General features: G+C 60.4%; 18 protein-coding genes. 5 read left to right on the top strand and 13 right to left on the bottom strand.

Annotation, left to right across the window (positions count from 1 at the left end):
• Nucleotides 1-41 precede the first annotated feature (41 nt).
• Nucleotides 42-806 carry a substrate-binding periplasmic protein gene (locus AACS18_RS16785; protein ID WP_108612780.1) on the top strand — a complete coding sequence of 255 codons (765 nt, stop codon included), beginning with the start codon at nt 42-44 and terminating at the stop codon, nt 804-806.
• Between the two features lie 8 nt (nt 807-814).
• Here the strand turns inward: AACS18_RS16785 and asnC are convergent, their stop codons facing one another.
• A complete protein-coding gene (asnC, locus tag AACS18_RS16780; protein ID WP_005339783.1) occupies nt 815-1,276 on the bottom strand; it encodes a transcriptional regulator AsnC in 462 nt (153 codons plus the stop codon).
• Between the two features lie 154 nt (nt 1,277-1,430).
• Between asnC and asnA the strand changes: the two genes are divergently transcribed.
• Complete coding sequence (gene asnA / locus AACS18_RS16775; protein ID WP_108612779.1) at nt 1,431-2,423, top strand: aspartate--ammonia ligase; 993 nt, start codon at nt 1,431-1,433, stop codon at nt 2,421-2,423.
• 286 nt (nt 2,424-2,709) lie between these two features.
• Here asnA and clpB read toward each other — a convergent pair whose 3' ends face one another.
• From clpB to rluD, 3 genes are all read right to left on the bottom strand, one after another.
• Nucleotides 2,710-5,283, bottom strand: coding sequence for an ATP-dependent chaperone ClpB (gene clpB / locus AACS18_RS16770; protein ID WP_108612778.1), 2,574 nt, complete (start codon nt 5,281-5,283; stop codon nt 2,710-2,712).
• A 202-nt stretch (nt 5,284-5,485) separates the two neighbouring features.
• Nucleotides 5,486-6,223: a peptidoglycan editing factor PgeF gene (pgeF, locus tag AACS18_RS16765; protein WP_108612777.1), complete on the bottom strand. Its 738-nt coding sequence runs from the start codon at nt 6,221-6,223 to the stop codon at nt 5,486-5,488.
• A gap of 113 nt (nt 6,224-6,336) precedes the next feature.
• A complete protein-coding gene (rluD, locus tag AACS18_RS16760) occupies nt 6,337-7,317 on the bottom strand; it encodes a 23S rRNA pseudouridine(1911/1915/1917) synthase RluD (RefSeq protein WP_005339771.1) in 981 nt (326 codons plus the stop codon).
• 117 nt (nt 7,318-7,434) lie between these two features.
• Here rluD and AACS18_RS16755 point away from each other — a divergent pair, with 117 nt between their 5' ends.
• Nucleotides 7,435-8,190, top strand: coding sequence for an outer membrane protein assembly factor BamD (locus tag AACS18_RS16755; protein ID WP_019446583.1), 756 nt, complete (start codon nt 7,435-7,437; stop codon nt 8,188-8,190).
• Nucleotides 8,191-8,339: 149 nt separating this feature from the next.
• Here the strand turns inward: AACS18_RS16755 and AACS18_RS16750 are convergent, their stop codons facing one another.
• The 8 genes from AACS18_RS16750 to yqhD all read right to left on the bottom strand — a co-directional run bounded on the left by AACS18_RS16750 (nt 8,340) and on the right by yqhD (nt 19,010).
• Nucleotides 8,340-9,668 carry a CoA-disulfide reductase gene (locus AACS18_RS16750; protein ID WP_108612776.1) on the bottom strand — a complete coding sequence of 443 codons (1,329 nt, stop codon included), beginning with the start codon at nt 9,666-9,668 and terminating at the stop codon, nt 8,340-8,342.
• 97 nt (nt 9,669-9,765) lie between these two features.
• Nucleotides 9,766-11,166, bottom strand: coding sequence for an L-cystine transporter (locus AACS18_RS16745; RefSeq protein WP_005341918.1), 1,401 nt, complete (start codon nt 11,164-11,166; stop codon nt 9,766-9,768).
• 133 nt (nt 11,167-11,299) lie between these two features.
• Nucleotides 11,300-12,601: an L-cysteine desulfidase family protein gene (locus AACS18_RS16740; protein ID WP_181363309.1), complete on the bottom strand. Its 1,302-nt coding sequence runs from the start codon at nt 12,599-12,601 to the stop codon at nt 11,300-11,302.
• Between the two features lie 21 nt (nt 12,602-12,622).
• Nucleotides 12,623-13,291, bottom strand: coding sequence for a helix-turn-helix transcriptional regulator (locus tag AACS18_RS16735; protein WP_108612774.1), 669 nt, complete (start codon nt 13,289-13,291; stop codon nt 12,623-12,625).
• A 147-nt stretch (nt 13,292-13,438) separates the two neighbouring features.
• A complete protein-coding gene (locus AACS18_RS16730; protein ID WP_108612773.1) occupies nt 13,439-14,218 on the bottom strand; it encodes a substrate-binding periplasmic protein in 780 nt (259 codons plus the stop codon).
• Nucleotides 14,219-14,316: 98 nt separating this feature from the next.
• On the bottom strand, nt 14,317-15,801 hold the full coding sequence (pntB, locus tag AACS18_RS16725) for a Re/Si-specific NAD(P)(+) transhydrogenase subunit beta (protein ID WP_005339759.1): 1,485 nt from the start codon (nt 15,799-15,801) through the stop codon (nt 14,317-14,319).
• 11 nt (nt 15,802-15,812) lie between these two features.
• Nucleotides 15,813-17,339 (bottom strand): Re/Si-specific NAD(P)(+) transhydrogenase subunit alpha, encoded by a 1,527-nt coding sequence (pntA, locus tag AACS18_RS16720; protein WP_108612772.1) that lies wholly within the window; start codon nt 17,337-17,339, stop codon nt 15,813-15,815.
• Nucleotides 17,340-17,846: 507 nt separating this feature from the next.
• The gene (gene yqhD, locus AACS18_RS16715; protein ID WP_108612771.1) at nt 17,847-19,010 is read right to left on the bottom strand and encodes an alcohol dehydrogenase; all 1,164 of its coding nucleotides are present in this window, start codon (nt 19,008-19,010) and stop codon (nt 17,847-17,849) included.
• A 157-nt stretch (nt 19,011-19,167) separates the two neighbouring features.
• Between yqhD and AACS18_RS16710 the strand changes: the two genes are divergently transcribed.
• Nucleotides 19,168-20,070, top strand: a complete 903-nt coding sequence (locus AACS18_RS16710) for an AraC family transcriptional regulator (RefSeq protein ID WP_108612770.1) — start codon at nt 19,168-19,170, stop codon at nt 20,068-20,070.
• A gap of 17 nt (nt 20,071-20,087) precedes the next feature.
• A complete protein-coding gene (locus AACS18_RS16705) occupies nt 20,088-20,600 on the top strand; it encodes a lipocalin family protein (RefSeq protein WP_005356301.1) in 513 nt (170 codons plus the stop codon).
• A gap of 66 nt (nt 20,601-20,666) precedes the next feature.
• Here AACS18_RS16705 and AACS18_RS16700 read toward each other — a convergent pair.
• On the bottom strand, nt 20,667-21,062 hold a 396-nt coding region (locus AACS18_RS16700; RefSeq protein WP_258228751.1), incomplete at its 5' end, for a methyl-accepting chemotaxis protein.

Genomic DNA, 21,062 nt, shown 5'->3' with positions numbered 1-21,062 from the left:
CAGGTCTTGGAATATCTTCAAACGGGCTCAGGAGACGTAGTTTGCGTGTGATCCCCCTGTTTTGGTTGCTGTTTCCACTCGGATTGCCCGCCAAAGAGCTGGTGATCTGCGGCACCATGGAGCCCCCGCTCAAGTATCTCGATGCCGATCAGAAACCCCGCGGACTCGATATAGACATAGTCACCGCCATCTTCGACAAGCTGGAGACGCCCTTTCGGATCGAGCTGGCTGATTCTGCCGCCCGCCTCACCCGCAATGCCGAAACCGGCGCCTGCGACCTGGTGATGACCCACTCCTACAAGGCAGAGCGGGAGAGTTATCTCATCTATCCCCAACAGGCCCATCTTCGCCACAGCTGGCACTTCTTCGTGCGCAAGGCGGACCTGATGAAGATCCGCTACGAAACGCTGGCCGACCTCAAACCCTGGCGCATCGGCGTGACCAAGGATTTCTCCTACACCCCTGAACTGGCAGCGGCCATGACCGACCCGGCCTATCAGTTCCAGAAGATCACCATGAACCAGCTGCAACTGCGCAAACTGCTGGCCGGACGGATCGATATCGTGCCCATGCCGCTGGTCACCGCCTTCACCCAGATCAGGGAAGAGAGGCTGACGGGAAAGATCGATTACCTGCCCAAACCGCTCAAGAGCAGTCCCTACTTCAACACCTGGGCCCGCGCACGAGCGGATGCACAGACCCCCGCCCTGATGGCGGCCTACGATGCCGAACTGCTGCGCATGAAGCGAAACGGCAGCCTCAAGGCCCTCTACGACAAGTACGCCATCCCCTATATCGAACCCTGATCAAGGGGTCAGGGTTTCACATCCCGCAGGATCGGGTTTTGCAGCGAAATCAGGGTTTCAGTGGACTGGATCTCGTCGATGGTCTGGATCTTGTTGATCAGCACTATCTGCAGCTCGTCGATGGAGCGGGTCATCACCTTCATGAAGATGCTGTAGTGGCCCGTGGTGTAGTAGGCCTCCACCACTTCGTCCAGCGCCTGCAGCTTGGCCAGTGCCGAGGGGTAATCCTTGGCACTCTTCAGATTGATCCCGATAAAGCAGCAGACGTCGTAACCCAGCTTCTTGGGGTTAACCTGTACCCGTGTCCCCTCGATGATCCCCGCCTGTTTCATCTTCTCCACCCGCACATGGATGGTGCCCGGGCTGACCGCCAGTTGTTTCGCTAGTTCGGCGTAAGGGATCCGCGCATTCTCCATCAGAGCAGTGAGGATGGCCTGATCGAGATTATCGATCCGGTAATTTTCCGGCATTTTTTTGCACTCCCGTTGACGATACCTCATTAAATGACGGCTTATTTTGAAGAAAAAAACACACAGAGCCTATTTCTATTATCGAATATTGAATTTAGTTGGCATTCCGTTGAAGAATCACCACATCCAACGGGGTTTGAAACAGGAATTCAGCATGAAACAGCACTACATTCGCAGCCAACAGCAGATCAGCTTCGTCAAAGAGATGTTCTCCCGCCAACTCGCCCAACAACTTGGTCTGATGGAGGTGCAAGCCCCCATTCTGAGCCGGGTCGGTGATGGTACTCAGGACAACCTCTCTGGCCACGAGAATGCAGTGCAGGTCAAAGTGAAGACCCTGCCGGAGCACAGCTACGAAGTGGTCCATTCACTGGCCAAATGGAAGCGCCAGACCCTGGGTCGCTTCGGCTTCGGCCCGGGCGAAGGGATCTACACCCACATGAAGGCGCTGCGTCCGGATAAAGACAAGCTCACCCCCATCCACTCGGTCTATGTGGATCAGTGGGATTGGGAGAAGGTGATGCCGAGCGAGCGCCGCGATCTGGCCTATCTGCAAGAAACCGTGCGCGGCATCTGGGGCGCCATCAAGACCACCGAGCGCGCGGTCTGTGCCGAGCATGAGCTGACCCCCTTCCTGCCGGCCGAGATCCAGTTCCTGCACAGCGAAGAGCTGCTGGCCCGTTACCCGGACCTCGATGCCAAGGGGCGCGAGCGTGCCATCGCCAAAGAGCTGGGGGCCGTGTTCCTGATCGGCATCGGCGGTGCCCTCTCCCACGGTGAGCGTCACGATGTGCGCGCCCCGGACTACGACGACTGGAGCAGCCACAGCGAGCTGGGTCTGGCGGGTCTGAACGGTGACATTCTGGTGTGGAACCCGGTGCTGCAAGACAGCTTCGAGATCTCCTCCATGGGGATCCGGGTCGATGCCGAGGCGCTGCGCCGCCAGCTGGCCATCACCGGCGACGAGGATCGCCTGCAGTACGACTGGCATCAGGACCTGCTGGCCGCACGGATGCCGCAGACCATCGGCGGCGGCATCGGCCAATCTCGTCTGGCCATGCTGCTGCTGCAAAAAGAGCATATTGGTCAGGTGCAGGTTGGTGTCTGGCCAGCCGAGATGAAAGCTGCCGTGCAAGGCATGCTGTAACGAATGAAGGCCATGCCGGCGCCATCGCAGCCAGCATGGCAACAGGCAGGTGGCCGTCGGGGTTGAGCGAGCGCATCCCCGGCAGGCTGTAAGACGCAAGGCCGTTAGCGGTTTTGTTTCGAAATCGGGGGCTTGCCCCTGCGACCCGCTCAACCCACGTCAGGTCGCGTCACTACATTCCTCCCGGCAATCTTCGGATTGCCGTTTTTTTGCGCCCGAATCCCCGCCACCAGATACGACAACGCCAGCCCGAGGGCTGGCGTTGCAAACATAGATGCGAGACTAGTTACTGGGTCATGGTGAGGCCGTTGCTGTCGGCCCCCAGCACCAGTTTTTTGCCCGGCACGATGCGGCCGGAGAGCAGGGCCTGTGCCAGCGGGTTCTCCACCTTCTGCTGGATCGCCCGCTTGAGAGGCCGCGCCCCGTAGACGGGGTCGAACCCGGCATGCACCAGCTTCTCGAGCAGCGCTTCGCTCACCTCCACCTCGTAACCCTGAGCCTCGAGACGGCCCATCAGGCTCTTGAGCTGGATGCGGGCGATGGACTTGATGTGTTCCTCGCCAAGCGGATGGAACACCACCGTCTCGTCGATCCGGTTGATAAACTCCGGCCGGAAACTGCGGGTCAGCACATCCATCAGCATAGCCTTCATCTCGTCGTAATCCTTCTCGGAGTGGTGCTCCTGAATCAGATCCGAACCGAGGTTGGAGGTCATGATCACCACCGAGTTGCGGAAATCGACGGTCCGACCCTGACCATCGGTCAGGCGGCCATCATCAAGCACCTGCAACAGGATGTTGAACACATCCGGATGCGCCTTCTCCACCTCGTCCAGCAGGATCACCGAGTAGGGACGACGGCGCACCGCCTCGGTCAGATAACCACCCTCTTCATAACCCACGTATCCGGGAGGCGCCCCCACCAGACGGGCCACGCTGTGTTTCTCCATGAACTCGGACATATCGATCCGCACCATGGCATCCTGGGTATCGAACAGGAACTCCGCCAGCGCCTTGCATAGCTCGGTCTTGCCCACCCCGGTGGGCCCCAGGAACAGGAAGGAGCCGATGGGGCGATTCGGATCGGAGAGACCGGCACGGGAGCGGCGAATGGCGTTGGAGACCGCATCAACCGCCTCCTCCTGACCAATCACCCGGCTGTGCAGCTGCTCTTCCATCCGCAGCAGCTTGTCGCGCTCCCCTTCCAGCATGCGGGCGACCGGAATACCGGTCCAGCGGGCCAGGACGTCTGCGATCTCCACATCGGTGACACGGTTGCGCAGCAGACTGGTCTCCTGCATCTCGGCCTGAGTGGCGAGATCCAGCTGTTTCTCCAGCTCCGGAATGCGGCCATATTGCAGCTCGGACATCCGGCCCAGGTCGCCTGCGCGGCGCGCCACGTCGAGATCCTGACGGGCCTGCTCCAGCGCAGCCTTGATATGCTGGGTGCCGGCAAGGGCGGCCTTCTCGGCCTTCCACACCTCGTCCAGCTCGTTGTATTCCCGATCCTTCTCGCCAATCTCCTGATTGATCAGCTCCAGACGCTTGCGGCTGGCGTCGTCGTCCTCTTTCATCAGTGCCTGCTGCTCCAGCTTGAGCTGGATGATGCGCCGCTCGAGGCGATCGAGCGCCTCGGGCTTGGAGTCGATCTGCAGCCGGATGCTGGCCGCCGCCTCGTCGATAAGGTCGATGGCCTTGTCCGGCAGCTGGCGATCCGCGATGTAGCGGTGCGACAACTGGGCCGCCGCCACGATAGCGGGGTCGGTGATCTGCACATGGTGGTGCAGCTCGTAACGCTCTTTCAGGCCGCGCAGAATGGCGATGGTGTCCTCCACGCTCGGCTCTTCCACCAGCACCTTCTGGAAACGGCGCTCCAGCGCGGCATCTTTTTCGATGTACTGACGGTACTCATCCAGGGTGGTGGCGCCGACGCAGTGCAGGTCGCCACGGGCCAGCGCAGGCTTGAGCATGTTGCCCGCATCCATGGCCCCCTCGCCCTTGCCGGCGCCGACCATGGTGTGCAGCTCGTCGATAAAGAGGATGACGTTGCCCTCCTCCTTAGCGAGATCGGTCAGTACGGCCTTGAGCCGCTCTTCAAACTCGCCGCGATACTTGGCACCGGCCACCAGCGCCCCCATGTCCAGCGACAGCACCCGCTTGTTCTTGAGCCCTTCCGGCACTTCGCCGTTGATGATGCGCTGGGCCAGCCCCTCCACGATGGCGGTCTTGCCGACACCGGGGGCACCGATCAACACGGGGTTGTTCTTGGTGCGGCGTTGCAGCACCTGAATGGTACGGCGGATCTCGTCATCACGGCCGATCACCGGGTCGAGCTTGCCGATTTCGGCCCGCTCGGTCAGATCGATGGTGTACTTCTCCAGCGCCTGACGGTTCTCCTCGGCGTTGGCATCCTCCACCTTCTTGCCGCCACGCACCTTGTCGATGGCCGCTTCGAGTTTCTCCTTGGTCAGCCCCTGAGCGCGCAACAGCTCGCCCAGCGTTCCCTTGTCGTCGAGGGCCGCCAGCACGAACAGTTCGGAGGAGATGAACTGATCCTTGCGCTGCTGGGCCAGTTTGTCGCAGACGTTGAGCAGGCGGCCGAGGCCGTTGGAGAGCTGCACGTCCCCTTCTACGCCGCTCACGCGCGGCAGGCGATCCAGCTCCTCACCAAGACGGGAGCGCAGAGCGTTGATATCCATCCCGGTCAGGGTGAGCAACGGACGGATGGAGCCGCCATCCTGATTGACCAGCGCGGTCATCAGGTGAACGGGTTCGATAAATTGGTGGTCACGACCCAGCGCAAGAGACTGGGCATCGGAAATAGCAATCTGGAATTTGCTGGTAAGGCGATCGAGGCGCATTGCACTCCCCCTTCAAACAGGCAGACGCCGCTTGCGCGGCAAACAACATAACTTTCTGAGATGAAAGATGAGGCCCGTACGGGCTATTTCAAGGGCTGTGGCTGGTTATTTTTTCTGCAAGACGGGACAAGAACAGGATCACCGCCTCTCTCATACGGATCTGTTCTTGAGAGAGACGGGCTATTACTCGGCGGGTGATTGCTTAGCGGGCCAACCAGATGAGGGAGGCCATCCGGCCGGTCTGGCCGTCGCGACGATAGGAGTAGAACTGCTCGCTATCGCTGAAGGTGCAGTATTCGCCACCATAGACGGCGGTAACGCCAGCACGGGCGAGGCGCAGCCGCGCCAGCTGGTAGATATCCGCCAGCCATTTGCCGTCGTTGGACGAAGGGACGAACGCCGCTTCTGCTTCAGCCTGCTCAGCTATAAAGGCCTCGCGCACCTCTCCCCCCACTTCAAATGCGGTAGGGCCAATGGCCGGGCCCATCCAGGCCAGGAGCTCGCCCGGCTCGCAGCCCATGGCGACGATGCTCGCCTCCAGCACGCCCTCTTTCAGTCCACGCCAGCCTGCGTGGGACGCTGCGACCACGGTACCTGCCCGATCGCAGAACAGCACCGGCAGACAGTCGGCGGTCATCACGATACAGGCCTGATCCGCCTCATGGGCGCAGGCGGCATCGGCATCCGGTGCTTGCTGATAATGGCTGCTGACCTGATGAACCACGGTGCCGTGCACCTGATTGAGCCAGTTGAGGGGCCCCGGGATGGCGGCCGCCTGCTGCAAGCGGGCGCGGTTAGACTCGACTCGCGCCGGTTCGTCACCCACATGGGCGCCCAGATTCAGCCCGGCGAAAAACCCCTCGCTTACCCCGCCATCCCGAGTAGTTGACAGGGCTCTGACATTGGCCGGAGCAGGCCAGTCAGGTTCGATCCATTTCATCTGTGACTCCTTCAATTTCACCGATATAAAAACGGGGCTCCTGCAAGGGAACCCCGTTTGGCATCTATTCGGGCCGGATGACGCCAGAAACCGACGCAGCAGGCCCTATCGCATCAGTTCCAGACTAAATCATCCGGATTGGCGAGAGTATCCGCGCGCAGCACTTCCATCAGCTCCACCATGTCTTGCGGTGTAGCTGAGTGCCACTGCATCACTTCCCCCGTGATGGGGTGAGCCAGTTGCAGCATGGTGGCATGCAGCGCCTGACGGTTGAAGTTACGCAGTGCCTGGGTCAGCTCGGGGGTCGCGTTGCGCAGCGGGCGCAGACGGCCACCGTAAGCGGGATCGCCCACCAGCGGGTGCTTGATGTGGGCCATGTGGACACGGATCTGGTGGGTACGGCCGGTCTCCAGACGCAGACGCAGACGGGTATGGCCACGGAACTTCTCGTGAACCCGGTAATGAGTCACGGAAGGACGACCATTGGGCACCACGGCCATGTGGGTACGCTGGGTCGGGTGACGGCCGATAGGCGCATCAACCGTACCACCTGCGGTCATGTGACCGATGGCGATCGCTTCGTACTCACGGGTAATCTGGCGCGCCTGCAGCGCTTCCACCAGATGGGTCTGGGCGGGTACGGTTTTGGCAACCACCATCAAACCTGTGGTGTCTTTATCCAGACGGTGCACGATACCGGCGCGAGGTACCTCGGCAATGCCGGGGTAGCGGTGCAGCAGGGCGTTGAGGATGGTGCCATCCGGCGTACCTGCGCCCGGGTGAACCACCAGACCGGCCGGTTTGTCGATCACCAGAATGTGTTCATCTTCGTAAACTATGTTGAGCTCGATATCCTGGGCATCCCAGCGAGTATCATCTTCCAGCTCGACATTCACATGCACCTGCTGCCCGGCCAGAATCTTCTCGCGCGGGGTGTTGGCAACCTGACCGTCCAGGGTCACTCTGTCCTGTAAAATCCACTCCTTGATGCGGGTGCGGGAGTAGTCTGGAAACAATTCGGCCAGGGCCTGGTCGAGTCGCTGCCCGAATTGGTGATCCTGGAATTCGCCTGTCAGTTCAATATGCTGGCTCATGTATGGTCTCTTGAGCGGGGGGTATCAATTCGAAATAATCCGGGTATTCTAGCTTTTCTTTTAGCCAAGCATAACGGATACTTTGCCAATTTCGTGGAAATGGACCGGATGTTGTTGATGGGAAAGAAGTCTCACCTGCTGATGTCGCTCGCCTTGGTCGCTACCTTGATCACAGGCTGTTCCAGCACCAAACCCAAGGTACCCGACGAACCGCCGGAGACCCTGTACCAGAAAGCACGCCTCAAACTGGACGTTGGCAATTACGTGCAAGCCACTGAATTGCTGGAGGCTTTGGACTCTCGCTACCCGTTCGGCGCCTACTCCAACCAGGTGCAGCTTGACCTCATCTATGCCTACTACAAGCAAGATGATACCGCTCAGGCGATCGCCAATATCGACCGTTTTATCCGCCTCAATCCGGCGCATAAAAATATTGATTACGTCTTCTATATGCGCGGCCTGACCAACATGGCGGCGGATTACAACTTCTTCCAGAGCCTGTTCGGTATCGATCGGGACGACAAAGACCCGGCTTATGCCCGTCAGGCATTCCAGGATTTCAAGACACTGCTGCAGAACTACCCCAACAGCGTCTATGCCGCCGATGCTCGTGCCCGCATGATTGGCCTGAAGAATCGTCTGGCCCGATATGACCTGAGCGTGGCCGAGTATTACGTGAAGCGTGATGCACTGGTCGCGGCCGCCAACCGGGCCAAGCTGATTGTCGAAACCTACCCCGACACAGCCGAAACCGAGAAGGCACTGGAGATCATGGTCGAGTCTTACGACGCCCTGAAGATGCCGCAGCTGGCCAAGCACGCCCGTGAAGTGCTGGCCAAGAACTACCCGGAGAACCGCCTCGGCCGTGGCTGAGTGATACGGATAAACCGGTAACAAAAAACCGATGCCAAGGCATCGGTTTTTTTATCGCTGCAATTTAGCCACTGATATTACCCGCAGGGGCTCTGCAGAGCTGGGGTAACGTAACGGCGCCTTCCCAACGCCGTCCGTCATCGCAACGCTTACTTCGCGACGTTACCCGCCACGTTCAGGGCATCCCAGGTGCGGGAGAAGGGCGGCGCATAGGCAAAGTCCAGCATGCCGAGCTGCTCGGTGGTCACTCCCATGGTGATGGCCACCGCCAGCGCGTCGATGCGGTGGACCGCCCCCTTGCGACCGAGGATCTGGCCCCCCAGCAGCCGCTTGCTGCCCGCCTCATAGACCAGCTTGACGTGGATATCGGACTGTCCCAGGCAGTAGTTGGTGTGGCACTTGTCCTTGATCACCACGGTGCGGTAATCGATGCCCATCGCCTTGGCTTCCTGCTCAGAGAGGCCGGTACGGCCCGCCTCCAGCCCCAGCACCTTGAGCGCCGCAGAACCGAGGGTACCCGGGAACTCCTGCTCGGCACCCGCCAGGTTCTCACCCACCATGCGCCCCAGCTTGTTGGCGATGGTGGCGAGCGGTACATAGACCTGCTGCTGCTTTACGCTGTGCCAGACGCTGGCACAGTCGCCGGCCGACCAGACGTTGGCCAGCGAGCTGCGCCCCTGACGGTCCACCTTGATGGCACCATTGCCGAGTCGTTCGATGCCGGTGTCGGCCAGAAACTCGGTGTTGGGCTTGACCCCGGTGCAGACCACCACGATATCGGCCTCGTACTCGCCCTGGCTGGTGCGCACGCCGGTCACCCGACCATCCCCAAGCAGCGCTTCAACTCGCTCACCCAGATGGAGAGAGACCCCCTGCTCGCGCAGTTCGGTTTCGATGTGCTGGGTGATCTCGCCATCAAATGCGTCGGGGATGACCCGATCCGCCAGCTCGATGAGACACACCTCTTTGCCCTGATGGACCAGCGCCTCGACCACTTCCAGCCCGATAAAGCCGGAACCAATCACCACGGCGCGGCGATTATGCTTGTCTTGCACCGCAGCTTTGAGCGCCAGCCCGTCGGCCATCCGGCGCAGACCGAATACCCCTTGCTGCTGCAAACCGGGGATGGGGGGCATCACTTCGCGGGCACCGGTGGCGATCATCAGCCGATCGTAGCGGTCGGTGAAGGTGTCGCCGTTGTGCTCCACCACCAGAGTCTGGGCAGCCGCATCGACGCTCAGCACCCGATAGCCAATCTTGACCTCGATCCCCTTGGCGGCAAACTGCTCGGGGGTGAACTCGGCCATGTAGCCGGGCTCCTGAAATTCGTCACCGACGAAGTAAGGCAGGCCGCAGGCACCGAAAGAGATCACTTCGGAGGCCTCATACACCACGATGTCGGCATCTTTGGCCAGACGGCGCGCCTTGGCCGCCGCACTCATACCGGCGGCTTCGCCACCGATGATCAGAATTCTCATTGTTTTTCCTCTCAATGGCGCAGGGAGGGCATGCCCTCCCTGCGGTCTATGACGGGAAAGGGTCACCCCTTTCCACAGGCAGATCAACCGACGCAAATCAGACGGTGGACTCTTCGCCGTCCAGACTCACTTCGTGATCGCTGTTGAACACATGCATGTCGGTCTCGCCCATCAGGCGGCTGGTGACCGTCCCTGCGGTGATGGAACCGGAGACGTTGAGCGCGGTACGGCCCATGTCGATCAGCGGCTCGATGGAGATGAGCAGACCGGCCAGCGCCACCGGGAAGTCCAGCGCGGAGAGCACGATCAGCGCGGCAAAGGTGGCGCCGCCGCCAATCCCGGCCACCCCGAAGGAGCTGACGGTGATGATGGCGATCAGGGTCATGATAAAACCGGGATCCATCGGGTTAACCCCGACGGTCGGGGCAATCATCACGGCCAGCATGGCCGGATAGATACCGGCACAGCCGTTCTGGCCGATGGTGGAACCGAAGGAGGCGGCGAAGTTGGCGATCCCCTCAGGAATACCCAGCGACTTGGTCTGGGTTTGCACGTTCATCGGGATGGAGCCCGCACTGGTGCGCGAGGTGAAGGCAAACGCCAGCACCGGCGTGATCTTCTTGAGGAAGCGCAGCGGGTTGATGCCGACCATGCTCACCAGCAGCAGGTGCACGACAAACATGATGGCGATGGCACCGTAAGAGGCCATCACAAAGCTGAGCAGGTTGAGAATATCCGCATAGTTGGAGCCGGAAACCACCTTGGTCATCAGCGCCAGTACGCCAAACGGGGTCAGGCGCAGCACCAGAGTCACCATTCGCATTACGATGGCGTGGGCCACGGCCACGAAGTGGCTGAAGCTGGCGAAGATCTCCGGCTTCTTGCGGGCGATGCCGGTGGCGGAGAGGCCAATGAAGATGGAGAAGATCACCACGGCGATGGTGGAGGTCTTGCGCGCCCCGGTCATGTCGAGGAAGGGGTTGGCGGGAATGAACTCCAGCATCATCTTGGCGAACGACATGCTCTCGACGCTACCGAGGGTGGTCTGCAGCGCAGCGCCACGGGCGCTCTCGGCGGCCCCGGAGGTGAGCCCTTCAGCGGTCAGGCCAAACAGGTTGGACATCAGGATGCCCGCCCCGGCGGCGATGGCGGTGGTGAAGATCAGCACGCCTATGGTCATGGCGCTGATCTTGCCCAGCGCAGTGCCGCCATTGAGCTTCAAGATAGCGCTGATGATGGAGACCATGATGAGCGGGATGATGATCATCTGCAGTAGCTTCACATAGCCGCTACCCACGATATCCAGATAGTCGATGGTCTGAACAATGACGGGCGAACCTGCACCGTAAAGCAGTTGCAACGCGGCGCCGAACAGAATACCGAGCCCCAGACCGGCAAATACCCGGCGGGTGAAGCTCACATGTTTTTCCTGTAACCGGTAGAGAAAGAACAGCAAGATGGCGGCGATGGCCAGATTGCCGATAACGCTAAATGTCATGGTATGACTCCCCAAAAAGCGGGCTTGGGCCCGAGAAACAAGAGCAAGCGCCATGCTTGCCCTGGCAACCGTGTCAGACGGTCTGCGCCGTCGTGACAAGAACAAGGGGGTCTATCGCCCCCTTGTCACAGATTCACTGCTTCTGCTGTTTCGCTCGCATGATATTGATGATTTCGATGTCGGTATCCAGCATCCCCTCTTTCGAGAGGCGGCCCAGATTGGCGATGGTCTGGTCCACATCGTCGGAGACGATCCCCTCGCTCTGGGGGACATGCAGGTTGTTGATAGCCATCAGCGAAGACTTAACCGCCGCCGAGGTGGAAGTGGAGACCTTCATGGAGCAGGCGCTGCCCGCGCCGTCGCAGATGATGCCGGAGACATCGCCAATCATGTTGTTGATGCAGTGGCTGATCTGCTGATACTGGCCGCCCAGCAGCCAGGTGATGGCGGCACCGGCCCCCATAGCGGCGGTACTGGCGGCGCAGAGGGCCGACAACTTGTTCTGATAGGTCTTGATGTAGATGGCCACCAGATGGCTCATCACCAGCGCCCGGGTCAGCTGCTCGTCGCTCGCCTTGAGGAAGCGGGCGGCCGCGACCACAGGCATGGTGGCGGCAATGCCCTGATTGCCGGAACCAGAGTTGGACATGGCGGGCAGCATGGCGCCATCCATCCGTGCATCGGAAGCGGCGGAAGAGAGACGCATCGCCAGGGTCATCAGGTCATCGGAGAGCAGCTTGCGCTCCACCTGTTCGGTGAGGATCTTGCCAATCTGCAGGCCGTAACCCTGCAACCCTTCATCTGCCAGCGCCTGATTCATGGTGGCCGCCTCGCGGATGAAGTCGATCTCCGCCAGCGGCACCTGCAGGGCAAAATCGACAATATCCCGCAGGGTCATGGCCGGTTTGGCGGATTTGGCTGGCTGGATCTGCACGCCGGGGGCGCTGTTCTGCTCCATCAGCACCTCGCCATCCTTCTCCATCAGGATGATGCGGGTGTGGTCGGTACAGATCACCACCCGGGCGCTATGGCCCTCCACTTCGGCCAGCACCTCGGCATAGAGCACGTCCGGCACATCCTTCACATCCACCTTGATGACCGGCAGCAACGCCTTGGCCGCTTCCACCTGTTCTGGTGTGAGGGTCTTGAGCACCTCCAGCCCGGCATCGGGATTACCGCCGGTGATGCCGACCGCAGCGGCCACCGGCAGACCGATCATGCCGGTGCCCGGTACTCCGACCCCCATGCCGTTCTTGAACAGATTGCCACTGACCCAGACGCTGATGCGGGTCGGGGTCTCCTCCAGCAGCTTGCGGCAGTTGGCCGCTGCCAGCGCCACCGACATCGGCTCGGTACAGCCCAGGGCCGGCACCACTTCACGCTTGAGCAGGGTAATAAAGTCGGTCCATTGTGCTTTCATCGCAGTGTTTCTCATGTTCAGGGTGCCCGCAGGCAGTTATTGCTTGTTCAGATCCGCCTTGTGGTTGCGGATATGCAGATAAACAGTATGACGGGAGATGCCGAGCATCCGGGCAACCAGCTGGGCCGCCTCTTTGATCTCGAAGATCCCCATGTCGAAGAGCCGGGTCACTATCTCCTTGTTGCGCACCGTGCAGGAGAGCGAATCGTCCCGATCCACCTTCTCAATCACTTGAATCACCAGATCATCCACCGAGCTGGCAAAGGTCTCGTTGTTGAGTGGCGCTGGTGCCGTTGGCAACGCAAAGGTATCGAGCAGGCTGCCAAGGGAAGTATCCAGACTGAAGTTCACGCAGAGCATGCCGATGGGCTTGCCCTGCCGGTTGCGGATGGTGATGGAGGAGGACTTCATCAGCGTCCCGTCGCGGGTACGGCTGAAGTAGCTGCTCCACTGAGTGCCCGCCTCCCCCTGCAAGCGGTTGAGGGCAAAGTCGGTGACCGGCGCCCCCTCCCGACGACCGGTGACATGGCCGTTGGCAATCTTGATAACCGATGCATCCAGCGTATCGAACGCATGCAACACCACCTCGCACCCTGCGCCAAACAGCGCGGCCAGCGCCTCAACCGCGGGCTCGAAACTGGCGATCAGATGACGTTCTTCATCCGTTAACGAATTGATCTGGTCAGTGGTGGCTGCTGTGGACATATATGAGTAACTTTGAGTAAACCTCAGTTGATTCTACTATCAACAAGATCAACTAATGTTGAGCGGCATCCCCTTTTTGTTCGCCATTATGCCCACCTTTTAACAAAGTGCGACAAATTGTGAAGCAGCGCACAGCAGGGCGGCAACTCAGAGGTGATAGCGGGCCAGCAGTTGCTTGTAGGCGGGAGTCTGTTTGAATGCCTTGAGGGCAGAAGAGAAGCGGATAGCCAGCTGGTCGTAGCCGGGCTTGTGGGTAAACGCGAGGAAATTGCGGTTGTCGTCGGTCAGCAGGCGCGAGCCGTGGCTCACCTGATCCTGCAACCCCTGGGTATGCAGCAGATAACGACCGACCCGCTCGTTGAGCACCACCCCGTCCAGCCGACCGGCCATCATCAGATGCAGCTGTTTGATGGCATTCCCCTCCCCCGTCATCGGCATCCGGATCACCCCGGGATCGGTCAGAAAATCGGGGCTGTAGGCATAATCTTCCTGAATACCTATCCGCAGCCCCTTGAGGTCGGAGAGCTGCCTGAAATCCACCGGACGAGCCGATGGATAGAAGAGCACTTCACCGCTGTAAGAGAGCGGCTCTTCGGGGTAGTGGAGCCAGTGCTGGCGGGAAGGTTCAAAGAAGACATCGAGCACCGCATCCCCCTGCCTGAGACGGGCCTGCTGCAGAACCCGCTTCCAGGGCAGCACCCTGATTTCAGTGCGATAACCCATCTGGCGCAACACGGTACAGGCCAGATCGAGATCGGCGCCAGCCAGCTCGCCATTGTCACCACGCATCACATAAGGGGGCCACAGCTCGGTCAGCAGCGTCAGAGTCGGCGGCTCGTTCGTCGCCACGGCCGAACCAGTACCAAACAGGGAGGCCAGCAGCCAGCCGTACAACCCGATCCTTCGCCAACCCTGACACCACATCATGGAGATCCCTCATGGTCCGTATGGATTGAGGATATACAAGGGATGAACAATAAAAAAGGAGGCCGAAGCCTCCTTGATATCCACTCTCTGAATGGCACTTACAGTGCTTTCAGGATTGCCTCGACGCTGGCCTTGGCATCGCCAAACAGCATCTGGGTATTTTCCTTGAAGAACAGCGGGTTCTGGACACCGGCGTAGCCAGTGTTCATGGAACGCTTGAAGCCGATGACATTCTGCGCTTTCCACACTTCCAGCACCGGCATACCGGCGATCGGGCTGCCCGGATCTTCCATCGCGGCCGGGTTGACGGTGTCGTTGGCACCGATCACCAGCACGGTATCGGTATCGGCGAAGTCGTCGTTGATCTCGTCCATTTCCAGCACGATGTCATACGGGACTTTCGCTTCCGCCAGCAGCACGTTCATGTGGCCAGGCAGACGACCGGCAACCGGGTGGATACCGAAACGCACCTTGACGCCGCGGTCACGCAGCTTCTGGGTGATTTCAGCCACCGGATACTGGGCCTGCGCCACCGCCATACCGTAGCCCGGGGTGATGATGACGGAGCTGGAGTTCTTCAGCAGGTCAGCCACTTCCTCGGCGCTGGTTTCGCGGTATTCGCCCATCTCCTGATCAGCCGTGGAGGCCACGCCATCGGAGCCGAAGCCACCGGCGATCACGGAGATGAAGGAGCGGTTCATCGCCTTGCACATGATGTAAGAGAGGATGGCACCGGAGGAACCCACCAGGGCACCGGTGACGATCAGCAGGTCGTTGGAGAGCATGAAGCCCGCTGCCGCTGCCGCCCAACCGGAGTAGGAGTTCAGCATGGAGACCACGACCGGCATGTCTGCGCCACCGATGGAGGCAACCAGATGCCAGCCGAAGGCGAAGGCGATCAGGGTCATCACCAGCAGGGCGAAGGTAGAGCCGCCCGCGTTGACGAAGTAGACCATCAGCGCCAGAGAAGCGACCACGGCCAGCAGGTTCAGCTTGTGGCGGTGCGGCAGCATCAGTGGCTTGGAGGAGATCAGACCACGCAGTTTGCCGAAGGCAACCACGGAACCGGTGAAGGTTACGGCACCGATGAAGACGCCCAGGAAGATTTCGACCAGGTGGATGTTCAGCATGGCACCGGTCAGGTGCTCGACCTGGGCAACGCTGTTGGCCTGCTCGAACGCCGCACGGGCGGCTGCCAGGGTAGCATCCAGATTGGAACCGACGGAGACGACGACCTCAGCAGGTGCAGAGGGGTGCAGATCGATGAAGCTGTTGAAGCCCACCAGCACTGCCGCCATACCCACGAAGCTGTGCAGCACGGCCACCAGCTCGGGCATCTCGGTCATTTCGACCTTGAGTGCCAGACGCACGCCGATGGCACCGCCAATCACCATGGCCAGAATGATCCAGTGAACGCCACTGGTCTCCGGGTTGAATACGGTCGCGAGCAGGGCGATAGCCATACCCGCGATACCGAACAGGTTGCCATGCTTGGCCGTTTCTTGCTTCGACAGTCCCGCGAGACTGAGGATGAAGAGCACGGCGGCAACGATATAGGATGCTGTTACCAGTCCTTGAGACACGTTAAACCCCCTTAATCCTTACGGAACATCTTCAGCATGCGCTGAGTGACGGTGAAACCGCCGAAGATGTTGATACTGGCAATCAGCACGGCGACGAACGCCAGCGCGGTGACCAGGGTCGACCCTTGCCCGATCTGCAGCAGGGCACCGACCACGATAATGCCGGAGATGGCATTGGTGACCGACATCAGCGGCGTGTGCAGGGCGTGCGATACGTTCCACACCACGTAATAACCGACCACACAGGCCAGGATGAATACGGTGAAGTGGGAGAGGAAGGCTGCCGGGGCAACAGACGCAATCCAGCCGAAGGCGGCGATGCCGAGGGCACCGAACACGAACTTCTTGTTGGAGGGCTTGGCCTCTTCTTTCTTGGCGGCCGGTTTGGCGGCTGCCGGGCTCGAAGGGGCAGCAGAGACGGAGATGGCGGGCGGCGGGAAGGTCACTTCACCGGCCTGGATCACCGTCATGTTGCGCTGAACCACGTCTTCGAAGTCGATGGCAACGTTGCCGTCCTTCTCCTTGCACATCAGCTTCATCAGGTTGACCAGGTTGGTACCGTAGAGCTGGGAGGATTGGGCAGGCAGACGACCCGGCAGATCGGTGTAACCAATCACCTTGACGCCGTTGGCGGTGACATGCAGCTCACCCGGCACTGTGTATTCACAGTTACCGCCAGCCTGAGCGGCCATGTCCACGATGACGGAGCCCGGCTTCATGCTGTCAACCATCTCTTTGGTGATCAGCTTGGGAGCCGGCTTACCCGGGATCAGGGCGGTGGTGATGATGATATCCACCTCTTTGGCCTGCTGGGCGAACAGCTCCATCTCGGCCTTGATGAACTCATCGGACATGACTTTGGCGTAACCATCGCTGGATGCACCGTCTTCGCCACCGAAGTCCAGCTTGAGGAATTCCCCACCCATGGATTCGATCTGCTCGGCCACTTCCAGACGGGTATCGAACGCACGCACGATGGCACCGAGGGAACCGGCCGTACCGATGGCGGCCAGACCGGCTACGCCGGCACCGATCACCAGAACCTTGGCAGGCGGCACTTTACCGGCTGCGGTGATTTGACCGGTGAAGAAGCGACCGAACTGGTGCGCAGCTTCAACCACGGCGCGATAGCCACCGATGTTGGCCATGGAGGAGAGGGCATCGAGGGACTGGGCACGGGAGATCCGCGGCACCATATCCATCGCCATCACATTGATGTTGCGCTCGGAGAGCTTCTTGACCAGCTCAGGGTTCTGGGCAGGCCAGATGAAGCTCACCAGAGTGGCGCCATCTTTAATTTGTGCGATCTCGGCATCGGTCGGCGCATTGACCTTGAAGATAAGGTCGGCTTGCCAGACATTCGGCACCACGCTGGCACCGGCAGCCTCGAAGGCGGCATCATCGAAGCTGGCCGACAGGCCTGCGCCGGTCTCGATGGCGACCTCGAAGCCGAGCTTTTTCAGCTGCTCGACGGTAGCCGGGGTCGCTGCGACCCGGGTCTCACCGACGAGACTCTCTCTCGGTATTCCAATCTGCATGACTATTCCCTGATGGTTAATAAACAATCGCTGCCCAGTGTCTCACTTCTGACGAAACAAGACATGACCAAAGTGCAGGTCCAGGGCTCTTTGTTATGAAAATCAGTAGGCTTTACCTCAACCTCCTGTCATGGTCAGGCCCCCGCTTTTCAGGCGCGAAGGTGATTAGTATCAAATTTTGGAGTTTTATTACAACCGCAGTCCCGACGGCACTCGTACAGAATTCAGCCCATCCCTGGCTACGATTAAAAAAAACAAACCAAATTAGAGGCTTATACCAGTAAAAACGGCTGAAAAAAGTGATCCAACCAGTCAAAAAAAATGTTTTACCGGCCCTCTATCTTAGCGTTTTTTGTTCTTACGAAATCCGCTTTCGTCTCACTTCTCGCAGCGAAACGCCGAAAAGTAACATTTTCCCAACAAAAGCGGGGCCGCTCAGCCGCCAGCTGGCGGGAGAGGGCCCCAGCAATTCAATCGTTTCGCCCGTTTGGCACCGATTGGCGGCCCTTACCAGGCCGCTTCATAAATATGCTGGCTCTGCACCAGATCGATGTCGCCGTGCTCGCCGATGGCAGTCATACCGTGCTCCCCCAGCTTGCCGATCAGGGTGTCGATACCCAGATCTTTCAGACCGTAGTCGCGCAGTCGGGTCTTGACCCCCATCTGCTCGAAGAAGTCGCGGGTCGCGGCGATGGCATCATCGATGCGCTCCGCTTCGCTGCCGCTGTTCAAGCCCCACACCCGATCTGCGTATTGCAGCAGCTTGGCATGTTTCTGTTTGCGCTTGGCCTGCAGCAGGGCAGGCAGCACCACCGCCAGAGTCTGGGCGTGGTCGAGGCCGTGCAGGGCAGTCAGCTCGTGACCCAGCATATGGGTGGCCCAGTCCTGCGGCACACCGGCACCGATCAGGCCATTCAATGCCATGGTGGCGCTCCACATGATGTTGGCGCGTACCTCGTAGTTGTGCGGCTCGGCCAGCGCCTTGGGGCCCTCTTCGATCAGGGTCAGCAGCAAGCCTTCGGCGAAGCGATCCTGCACCTTGGCATTGACCGGATAGGTGAGGTACTGCTCCACGATGTGGACGAAAGCATCCACTACCCCGTTCGCCACCTGACGCTCGGGCAGGGTGTAGGTGAGCACCGGATCCAGCACGGCGAAGCGCGGCATCACGAACGGCGAGAAGAAGTGCACCTTGTCGCCACTGCTGCGACGGGTGATGACGGCGCCCATGTTCATTTCGGAACCGGTCGCCGGCAGGGTCAGCACGGAACCGAGCGGGATGGCGGAGCGCACTTCGCTGCCGACGGTCTCGAGAATGTGCCAGGGATCCTTGGCCAGATCGTAGTGCGCGGCAGCAGCGATAAACTTGGTGCCATCGAGCACGGAACCACCACCAACGGCGAGCAGGAAGTCGACCCGCTCGGCACGGGCCAGCTCCACGGCGCCCATCAGGGTCTCGTAGGCCGGGTTCGGTTCGATGCCGCCAAATTCAAACAGGGTCATGCCAGCCAGCTCGTTGCGGATCTGTTCCAGCAGGCCGCTGCGTACCACGCTGCCGCCACCGTAGGTGATCATGACGCGGGCATCGCTCGGGAGCTGCTCGCGCAGCTGGGCGATCTGCCCTTGGCCGAACAGGATTTTGGTCGGGGTATGGAGAGTAAAGTTGTTCATCGACATTGCCTTCTTCTGATAGTCAGGGCGGCCTGGCCGCGAAATCGTGATTGCATTTTTCTCCAGAACCACCCTACCATCAAGACAACATCCTGCTTTATTCTTGCCTATTTCTACAAAGCAGCGAAAACCGGAACTGTCGAATCAAAGAGCCCCCATGCAAAACCGTTACAGCGACCTCGCAACCAGATTGACCCGCCACGTCACTGCACCCGGCATCACCCCATCACCGGTGAAACAGGTCAACCTCATCTATACCACCGAGCAGCATGGCCGCACCCCGGTGCTCTACCAACCGCGGATGATCGTTATCCTGCAGGGACACAAGGTGGGTTATCTGGCGGATCAGGTATTTCGCTACGACCCCAACCACTATCTGCTGATGACCCTGCCGCTCCCCTGCGAGTGCGAGTGCTTCGCCTCCCCCGAGCAGCCGCTTATCGGTTTTACCATCGAGATCGATCTGGTCACCCTGCAAGAGCTGCTGCTGGAGCTGGGCGATGCCCTGCCCGCCCCCGCGCCACAAAAGAGCGGCGTCCACTCGGTCCCCCTGTCGGAAACCATGTTTTGCGCCGCCGAGCGATTGATCGAGCTGATGGACAACCCGCTGCACGCCAGGGTGCTGGGACCACAGACGGTGCGCGAGATGCTGTTCCACGCCCTCACCGAGGGGGGCGGCCCGGCGCTGCAGGCGCTCGCCAATCGCCACAACCATGTGGGCCAGATCGCCCGGGTGCTGCGTATGATAGAGTCCCGTTATGCTGACAACCTCACCATGGAGGAGCTGGCGCGGGAGGTGAACATGAGCGTCTCCGCCTTTCACCACCACTTCAAGGCGGTCACTGCCACCTCGCCGCTGCAGTACATCAAGTCGTTTCGCCTGCACAAGGCGCGGATGATGATGCTGCACGACGGCATCAAGGCGGGCACCGCGGCGGCCAGAGTCGGTTACGAGAGCAACTCCCAGTTCAGCCGGGAGTACAAGCGCTTCTTCGGCAGCACGCCGACGGATCAGGCCTCCCGCTTCCGGGATGGCCAGCTGCGCATCATAGAGGGATAACAAGAGAGGGATTACTTATGCGTTCACTGCTTTGCCTGTTCACCGCTTTACTGCTGACGGCCTGTACCGGGATTGCCGACGGCATTCGCCCCGTTACCGGCTTCCAGCTCGATCGTTATCTTGGCACCTGGTACGAAATCGCCCGCCTCGACCACAGCTTCGAACGGGGGCTGGAGCAGGTGAGCGCCACCTACAGCCTGCGGGATGATGGCGGCGTCAAGGTGCTCAACCGCGGCAAGCAGAGCGATGGCAGCTGGCGCGAAGCCGAGGGCAAGGCCTACTTCGTCGGCAACCCGGACGAGGCGCGGCTCAAGGTGAGTTTCTTCGGCCCCTTCTACGGCGGCTACAACGTCATCGACCTCGACCCCGATTACCAGCTCTCGCTGGTGACCAGCTACAACCACGACTACCTCTGGATCCTCTCCCGCTCACCCAACCCGCCCAAGGCGAAGGTGGATGCGCTGGTCGCCAAGGCGAAGTCGCTGGGCTTTGCCACCGACCAGCTGATTTGGGTCAAGCAGACTCCTTAAGCCAGTCGTGAAATAACAAAGGGCAGCCCGCGGGCTGCCCTTTCTGTTGCTGGAGTGGCGGGATGATCAGAGCCGGAAGCGGCCGATCTCCTGCTCAAGCCGCTCGGTCAACGACTTGAGTTCGGCCGCCTGCGCCGCCTCGCTGCCCGCCTGCTCGGCCAGCTCTTGCGAGACGTGGCGGATATTCTCGGTATTGCGGCTGATCTCGCCGGTCACCGAGGTCTGCTCTTCGGCAGCCGCCGCGATCTGGGTCGCCATGTCGCTGATGGAGCCGATCGCCTCGTTGATCCGGGCAAGGCTCTGGTTGGCCGCTTCCGCATCCTCAACGCTGGTACCCGCCAGCTGACGGCTGGTCTCCATACCACCCACGGCGCGACGGGTGGTCTGCTGCAGGGTCTCGATCATCTGCTGGATCTCGTCGGTGGAGTCGTGGGTGCGGCGTGACAGCACCCGCACCTCGTC

This window comes from Aeromonas sp. HMWF015, assembly GCF_963878965.1.
GTDB classification, from domain to species: Bacteria; Pseudomonadota; Gammaproteobacteria; order Enterobacterales; family Aeromonadaceae; genus Aeromonas; species Aeromonas veronii.
This window is presented reverse-complemented; position numbering and strand designations above follow the sequence as displayed.

Coding starts and splice junctions, on each gene's coding strand:
- asnC (WP_005339783.1), bottom strand. CDS start 1,276: ATGCCGGAAAATTACCGGATCGATAATCTCGATCAGGCCATCCTCACT.
- asnA (WP_108612779.1), top strand. CDS start 1,431: ATGAAACAGCACTACATTCGCAGCCAACAGCAGATCAGCTTCGTCAAA.
- clpB (WP_108612778.1), bottom strand. CDS start 5,283: ATGCGCCTCGATCGCCTTACCAGCAAATTCCAGATTGCTATTTCCGAT.
- pgeF (WP_108612777.1), bottom strand. CDS start 6,223: ATGAAATGGATCGAACCTGACTGGCCTGCTCCGGCCAATGTCAGAGCC.
- rluD (WP_005339771.1), bottom strand. CDS start 7,317: ATGAGCCAGCATATTGAACTGACAGGCGAATTCCAGGATCACCAATTC.
- AACS18_RS16755 (WP_019446583.1), top strand. CDS start 7,435: ATGGGAAAGAAGTCTCACCTGCTGATGTCGCTCGCCTTGGTCGCTACC.
- AACS18_RS16750 (WP_108612776.1), bottom strand. CDS start 9,668: ATGAGAATTCTGATCATCGGTGGCGAAGCCGCCGGTATGAGTGCGGCG.
- AACS18_RS16745 (WP_005341918.1), bottom strand. CDS start 11,166: ATGACATTTAGCGTTATCGGCAATCTGGCCATCGCCGCCATCTTGCTG.
- AACS18_RS16740 (WP_181363309.1), bottom strand. CDS start 12,601: ATGAGAAACACTGCGATGAAAGCACAATGGACCGACTTTATTACCCTG.
- AACS18_RS16735 (WP_108612774.1), bottom strand. CDS start 13,291: ATGTCCACAGCAGCCACCACTGACCAGATCAATTCGTTAACGGATGAA.
- AACS18_RS16730 (WP_108612773.1), bottom strand. CDS start 14,218: ATGATGTGGTGTCAGGGTTGGCGAAGGATCGGGTTGTACGGCTGGCTG.
- pntA (WP_108612772.1), bottom strand. CDS start 17,339: ATGCAGATTGGAATACCGAGAGAGAGTCTCGTCGGTGAGACCCGGGTC.
- yqhD (WP_108612771.1), bottom strand. CDS start 19,010: ATGAACAACTTTACTCTCCATACCCCGACCAAAATCCTGTTCGGCCAA.
- AACS18_RS16710 (WP_108612770.1), top strand. CDS start 19,168: ATGCAAAACCGTTACAGCGACCTCGCAACCAGATTGACCCGCCACGTC.
- AACS18_RS16705 (WP_005356301.1), top strand. CDS start 20,088: ATGCGTTCACTGCTTTGCCTGTTCACCGCTTTACTGCTGACGGCCTGT.